The organism is bacterium, from assembly GCA_035945995.1.
Lineage (GTDB): Bacteria > Sysuimicrobiota > Sysuimicrobiia > Sysuimicrobiales > Segetimicrobiaceae > DASSJF01.
The window spans coordinates 32112-52612 of the sequence record DASYZR010000115.1 but is presented as its reverse complement, the minus strand read 5'-3'; the positions used below and the strand labels follow the sequence as shown (position 1 = coordinate 52612).

The 20501-nt window shown below is 70.5% G+C and carries 17 protein-coding genes and 1 tRNA gene; 9 read left to right on the top strand and 9 right to left on the bottom strand.

All coding sequences use genetic code 11. The features are described from left to right. Window positions 1-266: 266 nt before the first annotated feature. Together VGZ23_13260 and VGZ23_13255 are read right to left on the bottom strand one after the other, a co-directional pair. Window positions 267-342, bottom strand: a tRNA-Ala gene (locus VGZ23_13260). 121 nt (window positions 343-463) lie between these two features. Then, on the bottom strand, window positions 464-1360 hold the full coding sequence (locus tag VGZ23_13255) for a TIGR01777 family oxidoreductase (protein ID HEV2358557.1): 897 nt from the start codon (window positions 1358-1360) through the stop codon (window positions 464-466). Between the two features lie 93 nt (window positions 1361-1453). Here VGZ23_13255 and VGZ23_13250 point away from each other — a divergent pair, with 93 nt between their 5' ends. Beyond that, complete coding sequence (locus VGZ23_13250) at window positions 1454-1927, top strand: MOSC domain-containing protein (GenBank protein ID HEV2358556.1); 474 nt, start codon at window positions 1454-1456, stop codon at window positions 1925-1927. Window positions 1928-2136: 209 nt separating this feature from the next. On the opposite strand, the gene VGZ23_13245 is transcribed toward VGZ23_13250, so the two are convergent. Next, entirely contained in the window at window positions 2137-2709 is a 573-nt protein-coding gene (locus VGZ23_13245; GenBank protein ID HEV2358555.1) for a sigma-70 family RNA polymerase sigma factor, read from the bottom strand. 299 nt (window positions 2710-3008) lie between these two features. On the opposite strand from VGZ23_13245, the gene VGZ23_13240 reads away from it, so the two are divergent. The 3 genes from VGZ23_13240 to VGZ23_13230 are packed head-to-tail and all read left to right on the top strand — an operon-like array spanning window position 3009 to window position 7382. Continuing rightward, window positions 3009-3665 carry an O-methyltransferase gene (locus VGZ23_13240; GenBank protein HEV2358554.1) on the top strand — a complete coding sequence of 219 codons (657 nt, stop codon included), beginning with the start codon at window positions 3009-3011 and terminating at the stop codon, window positions 3663-3665. A 16-nt stretch (window positions 3666-3681) separates the two neighbouring features. Next, a complete protein-coding gene (locus VGZ23_13235; GenBank protein HEV2358553.1) occupies window positions 3682-5511 on the top strand; it encodes an ABC transporter ATP-binding protein in 1830 nt (609 codons plus the stop codon). Next, window positions 5508-7382, top strand: a complete 1875-nt coding sequence (locus tag VGZ23_13230; protein ID HEV2358552.1) for an ABC transporter ATP-binding protein — start codon at window positions 5508-5510, stop codon at window positions 7380-7382. Before VGZ23_13235 ends, VGZ23_13230 begins: the two co-directional genes overlap by 4 nt. A 174-nt stretch (window positions 7383-7556) precedes the next feature. Here the strand turns inward: VGZ23_13230 and VGZ23_13225 are convergent, their stop codons facing one another. Beyond that, entirely contained in the window at window positions 7557-8612 is a 1056-nt protein-coding gene (locus VGZ23_13225; protein HEV2358551.1) for a hypothetical protein, read from the bottom strand. A 342-nt stretch (window positions 8613-8954) separates the two neighbouring features. Between VGZ23_13225 and VGZ23_13220 the strand changes: the two genes are divergently transcribed. After that, window positions 8955-9536 (top strand): DinB family protein, encoded by a 582-nt coding sequence (locus VGZ23_13220; protein HEV2358550.1) that lies wholly within the window; start codon window positions 8955-8957, stop codon window positions 9534-9536. A gap of 9 nt (window positions 9537-9545) precedes the next feature. Here the strand turns inward: VGZ23_13220 and VGZ23_13215 are convergent, their stop codons facing one another. The 4 genes from VGZ23_13215 to cax form a co-directional block, all read right to left on the bottom strand. Then, window positions 9546-10433, bottom strand: coding sequence for a TIGR03619 family F420-dependent LLM class oxidoreductase (locus VGZ23_13215; GenBank protein ID HEV2358549.1), 888 nt, complete (start codon window positions 10431-10433; stop codon window positions 9546-9548). 50 nt (window positions 10434-10483) lie between these two features. After that, on the bottom strand, window positions 10484-12298 hold the full coding sequence (locus VGZ23_13210; GenBank protein ID HEV2358548.1) for a gamma-glutamyltransferase family protein: 1815 nt from the start codon (window positions 12296-12298) through the stop codon (window positions 10484-10486). 7 nt (window positions 12299-12305) lie between these two features. Next, the gene (locus tag VGZ23_13205; GenBank protein HEV2358547.1) at window positions 12306-13619 is read right to left on the bottom strand and encodes an aminotransferase class III-fold pyridoxal phosphate-dependent enzyme; all 1314 of its coding nucleotides are present in this window, start codon (window positions 13617-13619) and stop codon (window positions 12306-12308) included. Window positions 13620-13704: 85 nt separating this feature from the next. Further along, window positions 13705-14793, bottom strand: coding sequence for a calcium/proton exchanger (gene cax / locus VGZ23_13200; protein HEV2358546.1), 1089 nt, complete (start codon window positions 14791-14793; stop codon window positions 13705-13707). 113 nt (window positions 14794-14906) lie between these two features. Here cax and VGZ23_13195 point away from each other — a divergent pair, with 113 nt between their 5' ends. From VGZ23_13195 to VGZ23_13185, 3 genes are all read left to right on the top strand, one after another. After that, window positions 14907-15257 (top strand): OsmC family protein, encoded by a 351-nt coding sequence (locus VGZ23_13195; GenBank protein HEV2358545.1) that lies wholly within the window; start codon window positions 14907-14909, stop codon window positions 15255-15257. Between the two features lie 65 nt (window positions 15258-15322). After that, complete coding sequence (metC, locus tag VGZ23_13190) at window positions 15323-16504, top strand: cystathionine beta-lyase (GenBank protein HEV2358544.1); 1182 nt, start codon at window positions 15323-15325, stop codon at window positions 16502-16504. Between the two features lie 13 nt (window positions 16505-16517). Then, entirely contained in the window at window positions 16518-16643 is a 126-nt protein-coding gene (locus tag VGZ23_13185; protein ID HEV2358543.1) for a hypothetical protein, read from the top strand. Between the two features lie 81 nt (window positions 16644-16724). Here the strand turns inward: VGZ23_13185 and VGZ23_13180 are convergent, their stop codons facing one another. Then, window positions 16725-17015: a hypothetical protein gene (locus VGZ23_13180; protein HEV2358542.1), complete on the bottom strand. Its 291-nt coding sequence runs from the start codon at window positions 17013-17015 to the stop codon at window positions 16725-16727. Window positions 17016-17429: 414 nt separating this feature from the next. Here VGZ23_13180 and VGZ23_13175 point away from each other — a divergent pair, with 414 nt between their 5' ends. After that, window positions 17430-20474: an MASE1 domain-containing protein gene (locus VGZ23_13175; protein HEV2358541.1), complete on the top strand. Its 3045-nt coding sequence runs from the start codon at window positions 17430-17432 to the stop codon at window positions 20472-20474. Window positions 20475-20501 lie beyond the last annotated feature (27 nt).

Below are 20501 nucleotides of genomic sequence, written 5' to 3'. Positions count from 1 at the left end.
CTCACGGAGTTCATGCGTTCGCTGAACTGACCCCCGCCAGATCCCATGAAGTGCGGCGAGTAGAGCCAGAAGCCACGAAGGGTCACATTCCGGAAGACGAGGTCAATGCCGTCCTGCGGAATCTGCTCGGCCAGCTCCGCCTCGAGCCTATCCGCGGCGATATCGGCCGGCCTTACTATACGGCTCGGTCTTCGCTCAACACCCTGGCCCTACTCGACCCGCTGCCTGAAGGCGAGGTACGGGAAGACGGTTCGAATTCTTTGCGATGGTGGAGACGAGCGGATTCGAACCGCCGACCTCCTGAGTGCGATTCAGGCGCTCTCCCAACTGAGCTACGTCCCCACGCTGCGCGCGGGTCACGCGCGGCCGCGCCGTCGCACCATAGACGCGCCGCGTGTTCGCGTGATCCGCCGCGAGAAGCCGACCTGAATTATATCGGACGCCCGCGATGCCCGCAACCGGGTTACGCGGGGGCCAGCGCGTGGCGGAGCGCCGCGTCGAGGTCCGGAAGGCGGAAGACATACCCAGCGCCGGCGAGGCGCGCCGGCTCCACGCGCTCGCTGGTGAGCAGCGCCTCATCCGCCATCTCCCCGAAGAGCGCCCGAAGCGCCGCCGCGGGCACCGGGATCAGGGCCGGACGTCCCAGCGCGCGCCCCAATGCCGACGTGAATTCGCGGTTGGTCACGGGCTTGGGAGCCACGACGTTGATCGGTCCGTCGAGATCGCTGCGGTCGACGGCGAACAGGATGGCGCCGACCACGTCGTCGAGCGCGATCCACGGTAGATACTGACGGCCGTGACCCAGCGGCCCGCCGGCCCCCAGCCGGAAGACCGGCGCCATCTTGGCAAGCACGCCCCCCTGGCCGGCCAGGACGATGCCGAAGCGCGGATGCGCGAGGCGGATTCCGGCCGCGCGCACGGGCGACGCGGCGGCCTCCCATTCCCGGCAGAGCTCCGCGAGAAATCCGGTGCCGGGCCCCGACGCCTCCGTCAGCACCTCGTCCCCGCGGTCCCCATAGTAGCCGACCGCCGACGCGCCGATCATGACGCGCGGCCGCGCGTGAAGACCGGCCAGCGCGTCGGCCAGCACCCGCGTGCCGAGCAGCCGGCTCTCCCGGATCTTCTTCTTCTGCTCGGCGGTCCAGCGCGACACCAGGCTCTCGCCCGCCAAGTGGATCACGGCGTCGACGCCTTCGAGCCCGCCGGCATCGATGTGCCCGCCCGCGGGGTCCCAGGCCACGTCGCCCGCCCCGCCGGACGCGTCCCGAACAAGACGAACGACGCGGTCTCCGCGGGCCTGCAACGCAACGGCGAGGGCCGATCCGATCAAGCCGTGGGAACCTGTGATGGCGATTCGCATGGTCGGTGGCGGTGCGGCTCTTCTGCGGAGGGACGTCACCGATCCTGCACGAACGACCTCAGGACGGCAGAGAGCGCGTCACCGGGGGACCTCATGGTCAAAGGGACAGTGGTATCGCTGCATGTCGCACCGCGCGCCGCGGAGTCGATGAAGCCGGTGGCCGCCGTGCGCGCGGTTCCCGGCAAAGGGCTGGACCAGGACCGGTATTACGCGCACAAGGGGACCTACTCCACGACGCACGGTCCAGACCGCGAAGTGACGCTGATCGAAGAGGAGGCGATCGAGGCGCTGCGACGGGACTATGAGATCGATTTCGACGCCGGCGACAGCCGGCGCAACATCGTGACGCGCGGCGTGGCGCTCAACCACCTCGTCGGCCGCGAGTTCCGTGTGGGCGAGGTCACGCTGCTGGGCATTCGGCTCTGCGAGCCGTGTCATCACCTCGAGGAGGTGACGGGCCGGCCGGTCCGCCAAGGCTTGGTCCACCGCGGCGGCCTGCGGGCCCAGATCATCGAGGCGGGAACGATTCACATCGGAGACGGGATCAAGCCGATCGAGCCGAGTTAGCCGGCGCCCGCGGCCGCGGGGACGCCGGCGCGCGGGCAGGGACACGGTCTATCAGCGTCAGCGACTTGTGATCATTATGACTGCCATCGTTGCTGCCGCCATTACCCTGCCCGCCGCCGGACTCGCCCGACCTCCATGACGCCACCGCCTCACCCGCCCCGCCGCCGCGGCCGCGCAGCCGGGTGCAGAGACGCTCGAGGATCAACTCGTCAGTCGGCGGCTCCGGCGACGGCATCGGGTGACGATGCCTCCTTCCAGAGTGAACGCAGGGCGGTCAGCGCGCGCAGTTGCAGGCTGCGCACCGCCTCGTCCGTCCGGTTCATAATCTCGCCGACTTCGCGGGACCGAAGACCCGCCACGACGCGCAGCAACAAGACCTGACGGTGCTCGGGCGAGAGCGCATTGACGCATTCCCACAGCATCGCGCTCTCGATGCGGCCGATCGCGAGTTCCTCGGGATCCTGCTCCTCAACCAGGGCCTCCGGCGCCGCGCGCTCTGCGACGCGCCGCCGCCGCCAGTAACGGGATACCAGATGGTCCGCCACGCCGACGAGCCAGCTGCCGATGCAGCGCGGCTGCATGCCCCGTCGAAACGACGCCAGCGCGATGACGAATACGTCCGCGGCCAGTTCTTCTGCCGTGTGCGCATCGCGGAGCCGCCCGACCAAGAAGCGGAACACGCGGGGATAGTGAACGTCGTATACGTCGCCGAACGCCTGCGGGTCACGGCTCGGCTGTTCCGCGTAGCCTTGCTGACTGTGTGGCGGCACCGCGTCCTCCACCCCGCCGTCGCGTCACCGGCGGCGCCCGCCGCGCGGTTCGAACCGCGCCGGTTGTAGACCGTTATGCACACAAGCGGCCGCGAGTAGCACGATCGTGGAGGGAAGCGTCGCATGAGATCCGGCCGAATTCCGCTCGCAAATGTGACAGAATCCTCTTAGGATCGTGAGCTGCCTCCGAGATACACCGGCGTGTGTTGTGCGACCGGCGGGTGTCCCCGCGCGTGGGGCGAACCCTCTCCGGGAGGCGGCGGCGGACTCCTGCGGGGCCGCCGCGGCGGCCCGAATCGGAGGGTGAGTCGATGAGCAAAGATTTGTACCAGGACCTCGCGCAGCCCGCCCTGAGCGCGTACCTCGAAAGCCTGATTCCCGCGCGGCCGCCGGTGCTGCAGGAGATGGAGGCGCACGCCGAGCAGCGCCGGTTCCCGATCGTCGGACCCGTTGTCGGCCGGCTCTTTTACCTGCTGACGCGGCTCGCCGGCGCGCGGCGCGTCTTCGAACTCGGCTCCGGCTTCGGATACTCGACGGCGTGGTTTGCGATGGCCGTCCGCGACAACGGCGGCGGCGACGTGCACCACGCCGTCTGGGACGAATCCTTGTCGCAGCAGGCGCGCGGGTATCTGGCCCGGCTTGGGCTCACCGACGTCGTGCGCTTCCACGTCGGCGAGGCGGTCGAGATCCTGGGCCGGACGGCCGGTGAGTTCGACGTGATCTTCAACGACATCGACAAGGAGGGCTATCCGGCGTCGCTCCCGGTGATGAAGGCGCACCTCCGCCGCGGCGGCATCCTGCTCGTCGACAACATGATCTGGCGGGGCCGCGTATTGGACCCAGCCGCGACCGATCCCGCGACCCAGGGCGTGCGCGAACTCACGCGCCTGCTCGTGGCGGATTCGGAGTTGACGGGCCTCGTCGTTCCCCTGCGGGACGGCATCTTCGTCGGCCGCATGACCGGATAAGGCGCCGCCCGGCCGCATGCGCAGCCGCCGATTCTGGGCGTACATCCGGCGCCACCGGCGCGCCTACGCCGTCGGCTACGCCGGCGGGTTGGTCTCGATCGCCATGGCGCAGCTGTCGCCGTGGGTGCTCAAGTTCGCCGTCGACGGAATCCGCCGGCACATGGCGGCCGGCCCGCTGGCCGGCTACGCGGCCGCGCTCGTCGCGCTCGCGGCCGGCGAAGCCGTCGCGAGCTACGTGATGCGGTGGTCGATTCTGGCGGCCGCGTACCGGGTGGAAACGGAGCTCCGGCGGGAGTATTTCGCGCACCTGCAGCGCATGCCGCTGGCCTTCTTCGAGCGGATCCCGACCGGAGATCTCATGGCGCGGGCCGTGAACGACCTCCGGGCGGTGCAGCGCGTCGCCGGCGTGGGCCTCATGCGCTCCGTGCACACCACGGTGATGCTGGCGGCCTCCGTGGCGTTCATGCTGACGATCAGCGTGCGGCTCACGCTGCTGATGCTGGCGATTCTCCCCTTCGCGACGCTCGTGTTCTTCCTGCTCGGCCGCGAGGTGCACCGGCGTTTCGACGCGGTGCAGGCGCAGTTCAGCGCGCTCTCGGCGCGCGTGCAGGAGATGATGAGCGGGATTCGCGTCGTCAAGGCGTTCGCGCGGGAACCGGACCAGCTGGCCCGGTTCCAGGCGGCGTCGAACGACGTCGTCCGCGCGAACCTGAGTCTGGCCCGGGCCCAGGGCGCCCTGTGGCCCTCGATCGGGCTCATCCTCGGCGTCGCCTCGGTCGTCCTGCTGTGGCAGGGTGGCGGCGCCGTGATCCGCGGAACCCTGACGCTCGGGCAGATGGTGCAGTTTTCGTACTATCTGGCCCGGCTGAGCTTCCCGATGATCGCGCTCGGTTGGGTCACGAATCTCTGGCAGCAGGGCCGCGCGTCGATGGCCCGGCTCGATGCCATTTTCGCGGAGGCACCGGGCATCGACGATCCGGCCTCCCCGCTCGTGATCGGGGACATCCGGGGGGAGATCACGTTCCGCCGCACAAGCGTCGTGCGCGAGGGAACGGCGGCCCTTCGCGACGTCGACCTCGTCATTCCCGCCGGCCGAACCGTCGCGATCGTGGGACCGACGGGGGCCGGCAAGACGACACTCGTGTCGCTCATCCCGCGGATTCTCGACCCCACCGAGGGCCAGGTGCTGCTGGACGGCCACGACGTGCGCCACCTGCCGCTCGCGGCCCTGCGCGCCGCCGTGGCCGTCGTGCCGCAGGAACCGTTCCTGTTCTCGGACACCCTCTACGAGAACATCGCCTTTGGGGCCGCCGCTGCGGCGGACCGGACGCAGGTCCTCCACGCCGGCGTGGTGTCGCAGATCGCCGTCGACGCCGCGGACTTTCCGCTGGGCTACGAGACGATGGTCGGCGAACGGGGCGTCACGCTGTCCGGCGGACAGCGCCAGCGGGCGACGCTGGCCCGGGCCGTGGTGCGCGACCCGCGCGTCCTCATTCTCGACGACGCGCTGAGCAGCGTCGACACCCAGACCGAGCAGGCCATCCTGCGGCACCTGCGAGAGGTCATGACGACACGCACGAGCATCGTCATCGCGCACCGCATCTCGACGATCCGGGGCGCGGACCGGATCGTCGTCCTCGACGCCGGCCGGGTGGTCGACCAGGGGACGCACCAAGAGTTGGTCGCACGAGGCGGCCTGTACGCCGATCTCTATGAGCGCGAGTTGCTCCGCGAGGCCCTGGAAGCGGCCGACCCCGACGAGACCGGGCCCGGTGACGCGGCGGCGAAGGCGGCGGGTACTACGACGGCGCCTCGTGCGGACGGCTCCCGGGGCCCCGACGCATGAGCGCGGTCTTCGACGAAGATCCGATCCTCGGGCGGGCCTACGACGCGCGGCTGGTGCGGCGGTTGCTCGGATACGTCCGCCCGTATGCGGCGACGGTCGGGCTCGCGATCGCGCTCCTGCTCCTCGCCTCGCTCGCGGACCTCGCCGGTCCGTCCTTGTACCGGGTGGGCATCGACCGGTACATCGCGCCGCCGTCCGGCGGGGGCCGGACGGGCGCGGACATGCGCGGGCTCGGGGGCCTGGCCGCCGTGTACCTCGCCGTGCTGACCGCCGGCTTCGGCGCCCGCTGGGCGCAGAGCTACCTGATGCAGGCGGTCGGCCAGCGCGTGATGGCCGATCTGCGCGCACAAATGGTGACGCATCTCCAAGGCCTGTCGATGAGCTTCTTTTCGCGGACGCCGGTCGGGCGCCTCGTCACGCGGGTGACCAACGATGTCGACGCGCTCAACGAGCTCATCACGTCGGGCGCCGTCGCGATTTTCGGGGACATCTTCACGATGATCGGCATCCTGGCCGTCATGCTGTGGATGGACTGGCGGCTCGCCCTCGCGGTGTTTGCCGTGCTGCCGATCGTCTACGTGACGACGGAGCGCTTCCGCCTGCGGTCGCGGGAAGCGTACCGCGCCGTGCGCACGCGCCTCGCCCGCATCAACGCCTACCTGAACGAGCAGATCACCGGGATGACCGTGACGCAGCTGTTTACCCAGGAGCCACGGCGGCTGCGGGCGTTCGACGACCTCAACGCGGCCCACCTGGAGGCCAGCCTGACGGCGACCCGCAATTTCTCCCAATTCTATCCGGCGATTCAGTTTCTCGGCGCGCTCGGCGTCGCGCTCCTGCTCTGGTACGGCGGCGGGCAGATCGCCCGAGGAGTCGCCACCCTCGGCGTCCTCGTCGCCGCGATCCAATACGCCGAGCGCTTTTTCGACCCGCTGCGGGATCTCGCGGACAAGTTCAACATCTTCCAGGCCGCCATGGCGTCGTCGGAGCGCATTTTCCGGGTCCTGGACGAACCGGTGACCATCGAAGACGCGGCGGAACCCGCGCCGCTTGCGCCCGTCCGGGGCGCGATTGAGTTCCGCGACGTGTGGTTCGCCTACGGGGAGAACGGGGCCGCGCCTGCCCCGCCTGCCCCGCGACAGGCGGGGCGGGAGACTCCACGAGAGGCCCCGCGGAAGACGGCGTGGGCGCTCCGCGGCGTCTCGTTCGCGATCCGGCCCGGTGAACGCGTCGCGCTCGTCGGCCACACCGGCGCAGGGAAAACGTCCGTCATCAACCTTCTCGGGCGGTTCTATGATCCCCAGCGGGGACAGGTGCTCGTGGACGGCATGGACGTGCGCCGGCTCCGCCAGCGGGATCTGCGGCGGCACGTCGGGCTCGTGCTGCAGGACGTGTTTTTGTTCTCCGGGACGATCGCGGACAACATCCGCCTCGGCGACCCGGCCATCTCGGACGCTGACGTCCAGCGCGCCGCCGAGCAGACCGGGGCGGCCCGGTTCATCGAAGCGCTGCCGCGCGGGTACGCCACCGAACTCCATGAGCGTGGCGCCGGGTTGTCGTCGGGCCAGAAGCAGCTGATCGCGTTTGCGCGCGCGCTCGCCGCCCAGCCGGAAATTCTGCTGATCCTCGATGAGGCGACGAGCAGTGTGGATGCCGAGACCGAGGCGCTGATCCAACGGGCGATGACGGCGGCGCTCCGCGGCCGGACCGCGATCGTGATTGCGCACCGGCTCTCCACGGTCCGCTACGTCGACCGGATCCTCGTGCTGCACAAGGGCCGTATCGTCGAAGAAGGAACGCACGATGCGCTGCTGGCGCGCGGCGGCATCTACGCGACCTTGTACCGCCTGCAGTTCGCCGACTTGGACTGACGGGCGGCCCCGGAGCAGCCCGCCCCGGAACTACACGCGGCCGCGCCGACGTTATACCTGATGTAGTACCGGTAGCGGCGGCGCACCCCCCTGCGCCGGCGCGTACCGCACGCGGCCCCCCGGCATCCGCCGGGGGGCCGCACGTATGACGGACCGTCCCGACCAAGGGGGCCGCTAGCCTGCGCGTACCGGCGTCCGATCGGTGCGGTCGGCCCGGCGCATCCCGAGCCGCGCGACGAGATACTCCGCCAGCACGACGTAAGGATCGAAGCCGATAATCGCGGGCGCGTTCGACACGAAGTTCGACAGGGCGTTGATGTCGTAGTAATAGACGCGGCCGTCCCGATCGTTCACAAGATACTCGATCCCCACCAAGTCGAGCCGCGCCTCGCGCGCGATCGCCAGCGCGTCGCCGCAGACCGCCTCCGGCGGCGTCGCGCGCTCGACCCGCAGCGCCACCTTCGGCAGGTCGACCGGGCAGAGGTCCGCGCTCACAGCACCGGCGGCCGGGACGGCATCCGCGGCCGCGGGCGCGGCCCGCGGGTCGGCGTCGGCGCCATCGGTCTGGCAGATGTCCGCGGGGCAGAGGTTGAAGCCGCCGGGCTTCGGAAACACCTTGATCGCGTAGAGCACCCGCCCGTCGAGCACTTCCACGCGCACGATATGGCCGTCCCGCGCGGGTAGAAACTCCTGCACGAGTGCCGTGTGGTCGATGCCCAAGTCGAGCGTGCCGGCCGCGGCCGCCGCCTCGAGCTCGTCGGGCCGGTCGAAGCGCCGGATCCCGGCGCCGCTCCCGCCGATGTTCGGCTTCACCGCCACGGGAAACCTGAGGCCGCCCGCGGCCGCGGCCGCCTGACTCGCGTGGTTGATCACACGGGTGCGCGGCGCCCGCAGGCCCAACCGGCGAAGCAGCAGCAACTGCGACGCTTTGGAGGTTTCGAGCGCGAACGCGTCCGCGCCGTTGATCGTGTCCACGCCGGACGCCTCGAGATAGCGGAGAAACTCGCGCGCGTACACGATGGCCTGGCCGTGCCCCCGCAGGTAGGCCGACGGGCTCATCCGGTTGAGCACCAGCGTCCACGGCGGCAACTCCGCATCGACATCGAAGCGGTGCGCGCTCGCATCGAGGCGGTCGTACGGGACGCCGCGCGCGTCGAGCCCGGCGAAGAGCGGCGCAAACCACTCCGGATGCTCATACACAATCCCCAGGCGGGGACTCCACGTCTCCATGAGACACCCCCAGGATCGCCTCTACGAGGCGCCCAAATGTTCGATTGGCCGTGCTACGAGATGTGCAGAAACGCCGGGAAGCGGAGGCGTGCTACCTCCGCGGAGGACAGATGCACTCGCGAGGCCGTTGCGCGGATGATCCGGCGAAGCGGTTCATGCGCCCATGGTATCAATCGGCCCCGCCGCGCGCAAATGTCTGAACGAGCTCACGGCGGGGCGGTCCGGCGACGCGCTGAGCGGGGCCACAGAACTCGTAGGCATGACGGGGAGAGCCCCAAACGGGCGTGAATACGGCAGTATGTGACCGGTCCGGCCTCTCCCGTTCTTCCCTGGAGGTCAGCCATGGGCAAGCAGGCACGCTCGGCGCATCCCGCTCCTCCGATCGACGCATTGCGCTCGGCGCTGAAGAGCCAGTATCACGCCACCCTGGCGATGCTGCGGGCGGCCATCAGACGATGTCCCGATGACCTGTGGATCGGCAGGGACGGGCACGCCAATCCAATCTGGCGGATCGCGTACCACACGCTCTATTACACGCATCTGTATCTCCAGCCGAGCAACTGGACTTTTCGGCCATGGGAACACCACCAGCGAGGGATACAGCGCATGGACGCGCCCCTCCGGACCCGCCGACCGTATACCAAAGCCGAGGTGATGGCCTACTGGAGGATCTGCGACTCAACGGTCGACGACGCCGTCGATGCGCTCGATCTCAACGATCCACACAGCGGGTTTAGCTGGTATAAGGTTCCCAAGATGGAGCACCAGATCATCAACATTCGCCACATTCAGTATCACCAGGCGCAACTCGCCGACCGTCTCCGGGCAGCGACCGGCGCCGGCGTCGGGTGGGCGGATGCGCGCCGGAGCGCGGGGGCGCGCTCGCGCGGCGCGCGTGGTCTCCGTATTTCGCGCGGGACTTGAGTGACCCGCTTAGGCCGGCGCGGGCCGCGCGCCCACCGTCCGGGCGAGGTCGTCGAGAAACGCCCGCGCCGCGTCAAGCGTCAGCGTGCGGTAGGGCGGGTCCAAGATGAGCGTGCGGGCGCCCGCCGCCGCGTACCGGTCGCACAGCTCGCGCGTGACGGGCGTGCCCCGACCGACGCGCGCCGTCAGCCAGAGGTCCGCCGGCGCCCGCTGGTGCCGCGCGGCGTACGCCAGCAGTTTCTCGGCGCGTTCACGATATGCGTCGGGGGCGAGTCCGAGCGGCTGCCAGCCGTCGCACACCGCGGCGACGCGGCGGAGCGCCGCGTCGCCCTCGCCGCCGGCCAGCACCGGCAGGCGGCTCCCCTGCGGCGGTTTCGGCGCCATCGCAAACGCCGGCAGGTCGTAGAACTCGCCGCGGTACCGGACCGGATCAGGCCCCCAGCAGGCCCGCAGCAGGCGCACCGCGTCTACGAGCCGGCGCCCGCGGTCGTGGAACGCCTGGCCGAGCAGCACGAACTCCTCCTCGAACCAGCCGGCGCCGACCGCAAGCACCGCGCGCCCCCCGGAGAGGACGTCCAGCGTGGCCACCGCCTTGGCCACCGGCAGCGGGTGCCGCATCGGCAGCACGAGCACCGAGGTCCCGAGCCGGACGGAGCGCGTCAGCGCGGCGACCCAGGCCAGGACCGTCAGCGCGTCGAGGTAGGGGATCGCCGGGTCCCACGGAAGGCTGCCGTCCGCACTGTACGGGTATTTGCTGCCGGAGCGAAGCGGCATCGCGATGTGGTCGGTCACCCACAGCGAACCGAAGCCGAGCGCCTCCGCCTGCCGGGCGATTGTTGCGACAGCATCCGGCGTGGCGAGCGGGCCCTGGGTGGGCAGAGTAACGCCGACGTCCACAGCATCCCCCCCCTTGTCGTGAGGAAGGTCAAACGACGACTGACCCGGCGCTACCACCCGAGCGCGTAGTTGCGCTCGCCCCGCGAACTCGCCCCGCCCTCCATGAGCCCGCGCGCCGGATCATACACGATCGCGGTGGTGTAGTTGAGGCTCCAGTCGCCGGCCATGGTGACCTGATGGCCGCGCTCGCGCAGCCCATCCACGACGGCCGCGGGCATTCGGCCTTCCACGAGCATCTCCCCCGGCCGCGCTTTGCGCGGGTAAAATGACCCCCGGAAGTGCACGCTGTGAAACGCCGGGGCATCGATCGCATCCTGGACGTCCATGCCGAACACCGTCATATTCAGGAAGACCTGCAGCGTCCACTGGTCCTGTTGATCGCCGCCCGGCGTCCCAAACACCATGTGGGGCCGTCCGTGCTTCATCACGAGGGTCGGCGACAACGTGGTCCGGGGACGCTTGCGCGGGGCGAGCGCGCCGGGGTGCCGCGGATCGTGCAGCCAAAACATCTGGCACCGCGTTCCGAGACTGAACCCGAGGCCCGGGATCACGGGTGAGCTGCGGAACCAGCCGCCGCTCGGCGTCGCCGAGAACATGTTGCCGTCCGCATCGGCGGCGCGCGTCCCGGTCGTCCCGCCCTCCCACCCGCGCGCCTCGACGGCGGCCGCCTCCGCCGGGGTCGCCGTCCCCTCAAAGGGGTGCGGGTCGCCCGGCCGCAGATCGAGCGACGCGCGCCGCGGATCGATCAGGCCGCGCCGCGACGCGGCGTAGTCCGCCGACAGCAGCCCGCGCATCGGCACGGTCACGAACTCCGGATCGCCGTAATAGCGTTCGCGGTCCGCGAACGCGAGTTTGGAGGCTTCGGTGACCGCGTGCACGTAGTCGGCCGAGTTGTGGCCGAGTGAGGCGAGATCGAACCCGTCGAGCAGCATCAGCTGTTGGAGAAATACAGGGCCCTGTGACCACGGCCCGCACTTGTAGACGTCGTAGCCGCGGAACCTGACGCTCACCGGCGCCTCGATCCGCGTGTCAAAGGAGGCGAAGTCCTCCTCGGTCAGCAACCCCGCCGACACCGTGCCCGTGGCATCGCGAATCTGCGTCTCCCGCTGGTATGCGACGATCTCCCGCGCGATGGGACCGCGGTAAAAACAGTCCCGCGCGGCGCGCAGCGCCTCGTGCCGGCCCCGGGCCCGGGCCCCGTGCTCTGCGTCGATCAGCCGCTCGAGGGTTCGGGCGAGATCGGGATTGCGCCAGGTATCTCCCAGATCCGGGATCCGCCCTCCCGGCAGGAACAGCGCCGCCGAGGTCGGCCACTCCGCGCGGAACCGCGTCTCGTGCTGCGCGATTGACCGGCGCATCCCCTCGTACATCGGAAACCCGTTCGCGGCCAGTTCGACCGCGGGGCCGAGGACCTGCTCGAGCGTAAGCCGTCCGTACCGGTCGAGCACGGCGATGAGGGCGTCGGGCACGGCGCAGACGCCCGCCGGCAGGAATCCGTCGCCGGGAATCAGCGTGAGGCCGCGGTCGCGGAACCACTCGATCGTCGCCGCCCGCGGCGCCCGTGTGTTGCCGTTGACGGCCGCGACCCGCCCGTCGCGGGCGGCGTGGATCAAGATCGGCACTTCGCCGCCGAAGCCGTAACTCTGGTATTCCAGCACGGATTGGGCGACGACCATCGCCACGCCGGCGTCGAACGCGTTGCCGCCGAGCGAGTACATCCTGAGGCCGGCGACACAGGCCAGATAGTGGCCGCAGGCGACCATGAACGAACGGCCCCGGATGACGGGCCGTGTCGAGGCGAGGCTGAACGCCCAGTCACTGTAGGCCGGGTCGGTGCCCCGGGCGGCCGACTCGTCCGGGTTCAAGGCGCCGCTAGGCCCGAATCGCCGCGAACGCCACGTCGCAGGCCTCGAGCGTGCGGTCGACGTCGGCATCCGTGTGGGCCAGCGAGAGATAGAATTTCTCGTTGGGATTGACGAGGATGCCGCGCTTCAGCATTTCGATGGACCAGCGCAGATTGAGCGCCGTATCCGCGGTGAGCAAATCGGCCCAGGTCCGGAGCGGCCGCCGGTCGGTGAAGCGCACGCCGAAGACGGCGTCCTCGCCCGGCGTCTGGACCGGAAACCCGTGGCGCCGGCCGATCACCTCGATGTCCCGGCGGAGCCGGCCGCCAATGTGGTGGAAATGGTCGAGGGCGCCGGGGCGGCCCAGCACGTCGAGGGCGACGAGACCCGCCGTCGCGCTGACCGGGTTGCCGTTGAGCGTGCCGCTCGCCCACACCAGGCGCGAGCGTTCTGTGCGTCGCGCGTCGAAGTGCGCCATCACGTCGCTGCGGCCGGCGATCGCCGCCATCGGGAATCCGCCGGACATCGCCTTGCCGTACGTCGCAAGATCCGGCACCACGCCGTACTTCTCTTGCGCGCCGCCCCAGGCGATGCGGAAGCCGGTCACGACCTCGTCGAACACCAGCAGAATCCCGCGCCGGCGCGTGACGTCCCGCAGCGCCGCGAGGAAGCCCGGAACCGGCACGAGGACGCGCTGCAGGGGCTCCACGATCACGGCCGCGAGATCCGCGGCGTGGCGTTCGATGATCGCGACCGCCCGTTCCGCGTCGTTGAACGGCGCAACGAGGACCTGGCCGCGCAGCGCCTCGGGAATGCCGAGCGAGTCGGGCTCCGCGTCCGGGTACGAACTCGGCCGCGACGGCACCGTGCCCCACAGGGCGTAGTCGTTCATCCCATGCCAGCCGCCCTCGAACTTGAGCACCTTGGACCGGCCGGTCGCGGCGCGCGCGACCCGGAGCGCGAAAAACGTCGCCTCCGTTCCGGAGCCTACGAAATGCACCTGATCGGCGCACGGGATCGCCTCCACCAGCCGCTCGGCGAGACGGATCACCGGCTCGTTGAGGAAGTAATACGTGGAGCCCTTGGCCACCTGGCGCTGCACGGCCTCGACGATCTCCGGGTGCGCGTGGCCGAGGAGCGCCGGCCCCGAGCCGAGGTGGTAGTCGATGAAATCCCGGCCGCCCACGTCGGTGACGTGGCTACCGTGGCCCTCGGCGATCACGAGGTTGACCTCGGGCGGCAGCACGAACAGTCCGAGACCGCCGCCGGCGAGATACCGGCCGGCGCGTTCCAACAGGTCCCCCTGCCGGCTCGTGCTGGACGTCCCTGTCGTCGGTGTCATCGTATCCTCCGCATCCCGTCCGACATCTCCCAGACCGGCGGCGTCCGGCGGCGCACACCACCCACGTTGATCGCGCGGGGCGCCGTCACGGAGAACTCACGAAGAACGCCGAGGCAGCCATGATGAGATACGCCGCCAGCAACTGCGCCCCCTCCAGCCAGTTGCTCCGGCCGTCGTGCGAAATGAAGGTCACGATCAACACGGCCAGCCCGACCGCCGCGACCTCGAACGTCGTGAAGATGAAGTTCATGGGGTGGCCCGCCGCGAGCGAGATCAACACGATCGCCGGGGCGACGAAGAGCGCGACCTGCGTCGACGAGCCGATCGCGATCTCGAGCGTGACGTCGAGCTGATCGCGCAGCGCAAAGCCGACCGCGGCGCTGTGCTCGACGACGTTCCCGAAGAGCGGGACCAGCACGAGGCCGACGAAGAACTTGGAGAGGCCCAGCGCCCCGATCGCCGGCGCGAGCGTCGTGACCAGCAGCTGCGATTCCACGGCCACGACCACCGAGGCGCCGGCCAGCACGCCGATCGCCCACCCGAGCCCGCCGTCGGGGCGTTCCCCCGGCGACGGCGTCCGGAACAGGTGCTCGTGCGTGTGGTGCGTGAACACCAGGGCCGCGCCGTACAGAACGATCAGCACCGCGGCGACGGCCACGCTCACCGTCTCGCTTTGCCCGGCATTCGGCCGGCCGCCGGTGAAGAAAAAGAGCGCCGGCATGAGCAGGCCGATCACGGCGAGGGTCAACGACGTCGCGTGCACCCCCGCCGCCGCGGCGCTGTACCGCTGCGTGCGGTGGCGCATCCCTCCGACCAGCAGCGCGAAGCCCAGTACGAGCAGCAGATTGCCGAGAATCGAGCCCGTCAGCGCGGTCTTGACGACCGTGATCTCGCCGTGCAGCACGAGCACGATCGCGAGGATGAACTCCGTGACGTTCGCGAACGTGGCGTTGAGCACGCCGCCCACGCGCGGACCGGCGTGGAGGCCGATCTGCTGAGTCGAGATCCCGATCAACTCGGCCAGCGGCAACAGCGCGCCGCCCGAGAGCAGGAAGGTCAGGAGCGGCCACCGGCCGAGCACGGCGGCGGCCGCCGACAGGGGGACCAGGAGCAGCAGCCACCAGAAGGTCAGCTGCCGGAGCGGGGCGGGCAGGCGGCGGCGCACGCTGGGCACGTTTCGCGGTCTTGCCCGGATCGCCTGCCCCGGGGCGCGGCGGCCCGGGCAGGATGGCGGCCGCCGGAGCCGCGAAGAGTGTGTCGCGCGACGTCCTACCCCGGAGGATCCGCATGGCCGATGACAGCGTCGTGACCACGGTCCGCAGCGCGTCGATCGGGCGGCCCGGCCGCTCGCTCAGCAGCGCGAGGGCGCATCACTTCGTGCTCGACTCGTCGACGAAGCCCGAGGCGCTGAGCAACACCGAATCGTTTCTCGCCGGCATCTCGTCCTGCGGGGTGACGCTCATCGAGAACTACGCCGCGGGCAACGGCGTGCCGCTGACCGGCCTCGTCGCGACGATCAGTGGAGTCCAGGATCGTGCCGACCCGGCGCAGTTCCGGCGGATCGAAGTGCGCTTCGAACTGCGGGGGGTCGGCCGGGCGGAGGCGGAGCGGCTGGTCGAGGTCTGGAGGAGCCGCTGACCGCTGTACCGCACGGTCGCGGTCGCGACCGAGGTCGTCGTGAACGTCACGCTGCAGGAGGACCGATGAGACCCGAGACGAGGCTCGTGCACGCCGGCCGCGACCCGGCGCGGCATCAGGGGACGGTGAATCCGCCGATCCATCGCGCGTCGACCATCGTCTTTCCGACGATGGACGCGTACGAGCGCCGCATGGAACGCAAGTATACCAGCTTCCACTACGGTATCGACGGCACCCCCATCACCCTCGCGCTGACGGAGGCGCTCGCCGAGTTGTCCGGCGGGGCCCGGTCGATCGTCACCTCGTCGGGTCTTGCGGCGATCACGCAGGCCCTCGCGGTATTTCTCCGCCAAGGGGATCACGTGCTGGTGCCGGACAGCGTCTACGGTCCGGCGCGTACGTTCTGTGCGTCGGTGTTGACCCGCTTCGGCGTCGAGGCCACGTTCTACGACCCGACGTTGGGCGCCGGCATCGCCGGGCTCATCCGGCCGAACACGCGCGTCGTCCACGCGGAGTCCCCGGGGTCGCTCACGTTCGAAGTGCAGGACCTCCCGGCGATCGCCGCCGCGGCCCACGAGCGCGGCGCGATCGTGTTCTTCGACAACACCTGGGCGACGCCGCTGTATTTTCGGGCGTTTGACCACGGCGCCGACGTTGAGATCCAGGCGGCGACCAAGTACCTCGCCGGCCACTCCGATCTCATGATGGGCGTGGTCACGGCCCGAACCGACGCGCTGTTTCGGCGCCTCAAGGACGGGGTCGGCGAGTTCGGCGACTGCGTGGCGCCGGACCTGTGCTACGAGACGCTCCGCGGGCTGCGCACGCTCGCCGTGCGTCTGCGCCGGCACGAGGAATCGGCGCTCGACCTGGCCCGCTGGTTCGCCCGCCGCCCCGAGGTCATCCGCGTGCTGCATCCGGCGCTGCCCGAGGACCCCGGCCATGCGCTGTGGAAGCGTGACTTCACCGGGTCGTCGAGCCTCTTTGGGGTGGTGCTGCGAACCGAGTCGCGGGCGGCCGTCGCGGCCATGCTCGACGGCCTGCAGCTATTCCAGATCGGCGCGAGCTTCGGAGGCTTTGAAAGCCTCATCACCCCGCCGCAGCTCACAGGCGTCCGCACAGTGCGGCCGTGGGTGGAGCCCGGGACGCTCCTGCGCCTGCACGTGGGGTTGGAGGCCGTCGAGGACCTCATGGCGGATTTGGACGCCGGGCTGCGGCGGCTCGCGACGGCGGCCGGCGGCACCGGCTGAGGAGGGAACGAATATGGGACCGTTCTTTTTCTTGCTTGGGCTCTTCCTGCTCGGCGGCCTCTTCGGTCCCGTCCAGTATCACGGCGACACGTCGCCGCCTCCGCAGAACGACAACAGCCACGCCGGCGAGCAGCGCTAGCGAGTCGCGGCTGGGGCGCCGGCCGCGCGGCCGCAGGGAGAACAGCATCTCGCTCATGCTAGGCCACCGTCGGAGGGTAGCCTAGTCGATGACGCCCGCCCCGAGCCCTTTCCCGAAGGCGTCGGCGAACAGGGCGCACGTGAACGCCGCCGGCCCCAGGCCGAGAAGGATCTCCGCGAACGTAGGGCCCGGGTCGTCGATGTCAAGCAGGTTGCTGCCCACGTCCGCCATCAGCGTCATGTTCTCGTGTCCGGAGACGAGCGTGAACGTGTAAAGGTAGTCGTTGAAGACGACGGCCGCGCCAAACAGGGCCACGGCGGCCACGGCCGGCCACGAGAGCGGCAGGACCACGTTCCAGAGCACGCGGAGCACCCCGGCCCCTCGGCACGGGCATGGTCGAACAGATCGGCCGGCAGCCGGTGAAAGTACGTCCAGAGCACCCAGGTCCCGAACGGAATGACCAGCGTGGGATAGACTACGATCAGCGCCGTGATGCCGCCGAACAGATGGAGCCGCGACAGCATCACCGCGAGCGGGATGAAGAGCACTCCCTGGGGCAGCAGGTACGCCGCGAACAGCGCCAGGGCGATCGCGTCGGAGAAACGCCGGCGGTAGTAGGCGAGGAGAGTTCCGTTCTCGGTCCTCAACTCCTCTATCGGCGGAGCCTGGAAGTCATCGCCGGCCGAGAACTCCTCGGCGCCGGCACCGAAACGCGCCGCGTCCCGGCCTCTCAGGCAGACGGCGGAGGAAGTCCCCGGAGGAGCGCGGAAACACCCGTGGCTCGACATGAGCCACGAAGCCGCGGCCGCCCCGCTTAGCCGGCATCACTACACCGCGCGGTGGATCGCCGAAACCGCGGCGTTCGCAGGCCTGTACGTCCTCGCCGGCAAGACCGGCCTGCAGCTCGCCTACCTGCATCCCAGCGCGAGCCCCGTGTGGCCGCCGACCGGCATCGCGATCGCCGGGCTCTTGCTGCTCGGAACCCGCGCGTGGCCCGGGGTGTTCGTCGGCGCCTTCGTGACGAACGACACCACCCTCGGAACGATCTGGACCTCGCTCGGCATCGCCACGGGCAACACGTTGGAAGCGGTGGTCGCGGTCACCCTCGTAAACCGGTACGCGGGCGGACGCCGGGCGTTTGACCGCCTCGACGATATCGTGCGCTTTGCCATCGTCGCCGCCGCGCTGAGCACGGCGATTAGCGCGACCCTCGGGGTGCTCAGTCTCGACCTCGGCGGCTTCGCCTCCCCGCGGATCGCCGGCCCGATGTGGCTGACGTGGTGGCTGGGCGACGCGTGCGGTGCCCTGCTCGTGACGCCGCTCCTGCTGCTGTGGGCCGACACCCCGCGGCTCGGCTGGACGCTGTCCGGTGCGGTCGATCGCCTGATTTTCATCGCGGTCCTGCTGGCCACGAGCGGGGTGGTGTTCGGCAGCCGCTTTCCGTTTGGCTTCGCCATTGTGCCGTTCCTGATCTGGGCCGGGTTCCGGTTCGGCCCTCGCGATGCGGTCACCGCGGTGACGCTGGTCGCGGCGATCTCCGTCTGGGGCACCATCCATCGGCTCGGCCCGTTCGCGTCGGTGACGCCGGAGCGGAACGAAGCGCTGGTCTACCTGTCGCTCTTCATCGGCATGATGACCATCATCACGTTGACGGTGGCCCGCATCGTCGCCGAGCGGGCCGGCGCGGCCGAGGAGCTACGACGGCGTGTCCTGACCGAAGAGGACGCCCGCCGTACGGCCGAGCGGGCCGTCGGGCGTGCGACGCGGCTGGCGGCGATGACGGCCGCCCTCTCCGAAAGCGTCACGCCCGCGGAGGTCGCCGCGGTGATCGTCGCACAGGCCGTCGACGCGCTTGGCGCGCGCGCGGCCGCGCTCTCGCTCCTCGCCACGGACGGGGTGGTGCTGGAACTCGTCCACGCCACGGGGTATCCGGCCGACGTCGTCGCACGCTGGAATCGGTTCCTGCCCGATCAGTTCGGCGGGATCGGCGAATGCATGCGCACCGGCCGCGTCGTGCTGCTCGAGTCCGAGGCCGACCTCGCCGGCCACTATCCGGCGCGCGAAGAGCTGCCCGAGACGATCCGGCATGGGGCGCGCGCCGCGGTCCCGCTGCTGACGCGAGGCAGCGCGCTCGGGGTGCTCTACATGAACTTCGGCGCGCCGCGGTCGTTCGACGGCGACGAGATGACCTTCATCCTCACGCTCGCGCACCAGTGCGCGCAGGCGGTGGAACGGGCGCGCCTATACGAACGCGAACACCGCGTGGCCGAGACATTTCAGCGCGCGCTGCTGCCCGTGGCGATCCCCCAGGTGCCCGGACTGGCCGTCGACGCCGTGTACCAGCCGGGCGCCCACGAATCCGACGTCGGCGGCGACTGGTACGACGTCTTCCGGCTGCCGTCCGGCGGCCTCGCGGTGTCCATCGGGGACGTCGCGGGCCGGGGGCTCGCCGCCGCGGTCGTGATGGCCGAGCTGCGGCAGACGATCCGAGCCGCAGCCCTTGACCAGGGCGATCCGGCGGGGGTGCTCACGCAGGCAAGCCAGGCCCTGGCGCTGGCGCACGGCCGCGACGCCATGGCAACCGCGATCGTCGGCATCTTCGATCCGGTGACCTCGGCGTTTTCCTACGCGACGGCGGGCCACCCGGGTCCGGTGCTCGCCGCGCCGGGAGAGGACCCGCGGATCCTGCCGACCGGCGGAGTCCCGCTCGGATACCTCCACATGCAGAGCGTCCCCTCGTGGACCGTGCGGCTGCCGCAGGGCGCCCTGCTCGTGCTCTACACCGACGGCCTCATCGAGCATTCGCGGGACGTGGTCGCGGGGCAGGACGCCGTGGTCCTTGCGGCCCAGCGCGAGATGATGGCACCGTCCGGGGATCGTCCGGGTGCCATCCTGCGCCGGGTGGTCGGCGACCGGCAGTCCGGGGACGACGCCGCGGTCATCACGCTCGCGCTCGATCCGTCTCCGTTCTCCCGGTTCAAGCTCACCCTCCCGGCCGAGCCGGCGAGCGCGGGACTGATCCGCCAGACGGTGCGGCGGCTGGCCCGGGTGGCCGGCCTCAACGAAACGCGGACCGTGGCCCTCACGATCGCGGTGGGGGAGGCGGTGAACAACGTGATCGAGCACGCGTACCGGGGCGCCGACGGCGCCGTGCGCGTCGAGGGCGCTCACGAGGGGGACGCGGTGCGGGTGAGCATCGGCGACACTGGAAGCTGGCGTCCGGCGCGCGCGCCGGACGGCGGAGGCCACGGCTTGCGCCTCATCGAGGCGCTCGCCGACTCGGTCGAGATGGACCGGACATCCGCCGGCACCACCGTCGCCGTCACGGTGCGGCGAGGCGGCGCCCGAGCACCGGCGGTCACGTCGGGGGCCGGTGCCGCCGGCTCCACCCCGGCGCCGGCCCCCGACGATGCCGATCCGACCCTCACGCGGGGCCGCGAGCGCGCCGTCGCCGGGGCGGACGAACCGACGGCCGGGGCGCGCGTGCATCGGGTGGCCCAACTGCCGGTGGTCGAAACGTTCGGCGATCTGGACGACACCTGCCTCGAATTCGTGCGACAGGCGTTTCAGGAGGCCGCCCGCGACAACTCGGCCGCCGTCATCGTCTCCCTCGAGCACGTCCGCTACATCGACAGCCACACGATCCGCGCGCTCTTCGCGCTCGGGCGGGATCTGAGCACGCAGCGGCGGTCGCTCGCCCTCGTCGTCCCTCCCGGTTCCGCGCTCGAGCGGATCGTGTCCATCGCCGGGCTGAGCACGCAGTTCCGCGCCTTTCCCTCCGTGGCGGACGCGCTCGCGGCGGTGGCGGCGTCACCCCCGGCGGGACTCTAACAGGTGCTCGGAGCGCCGGACTCCTCT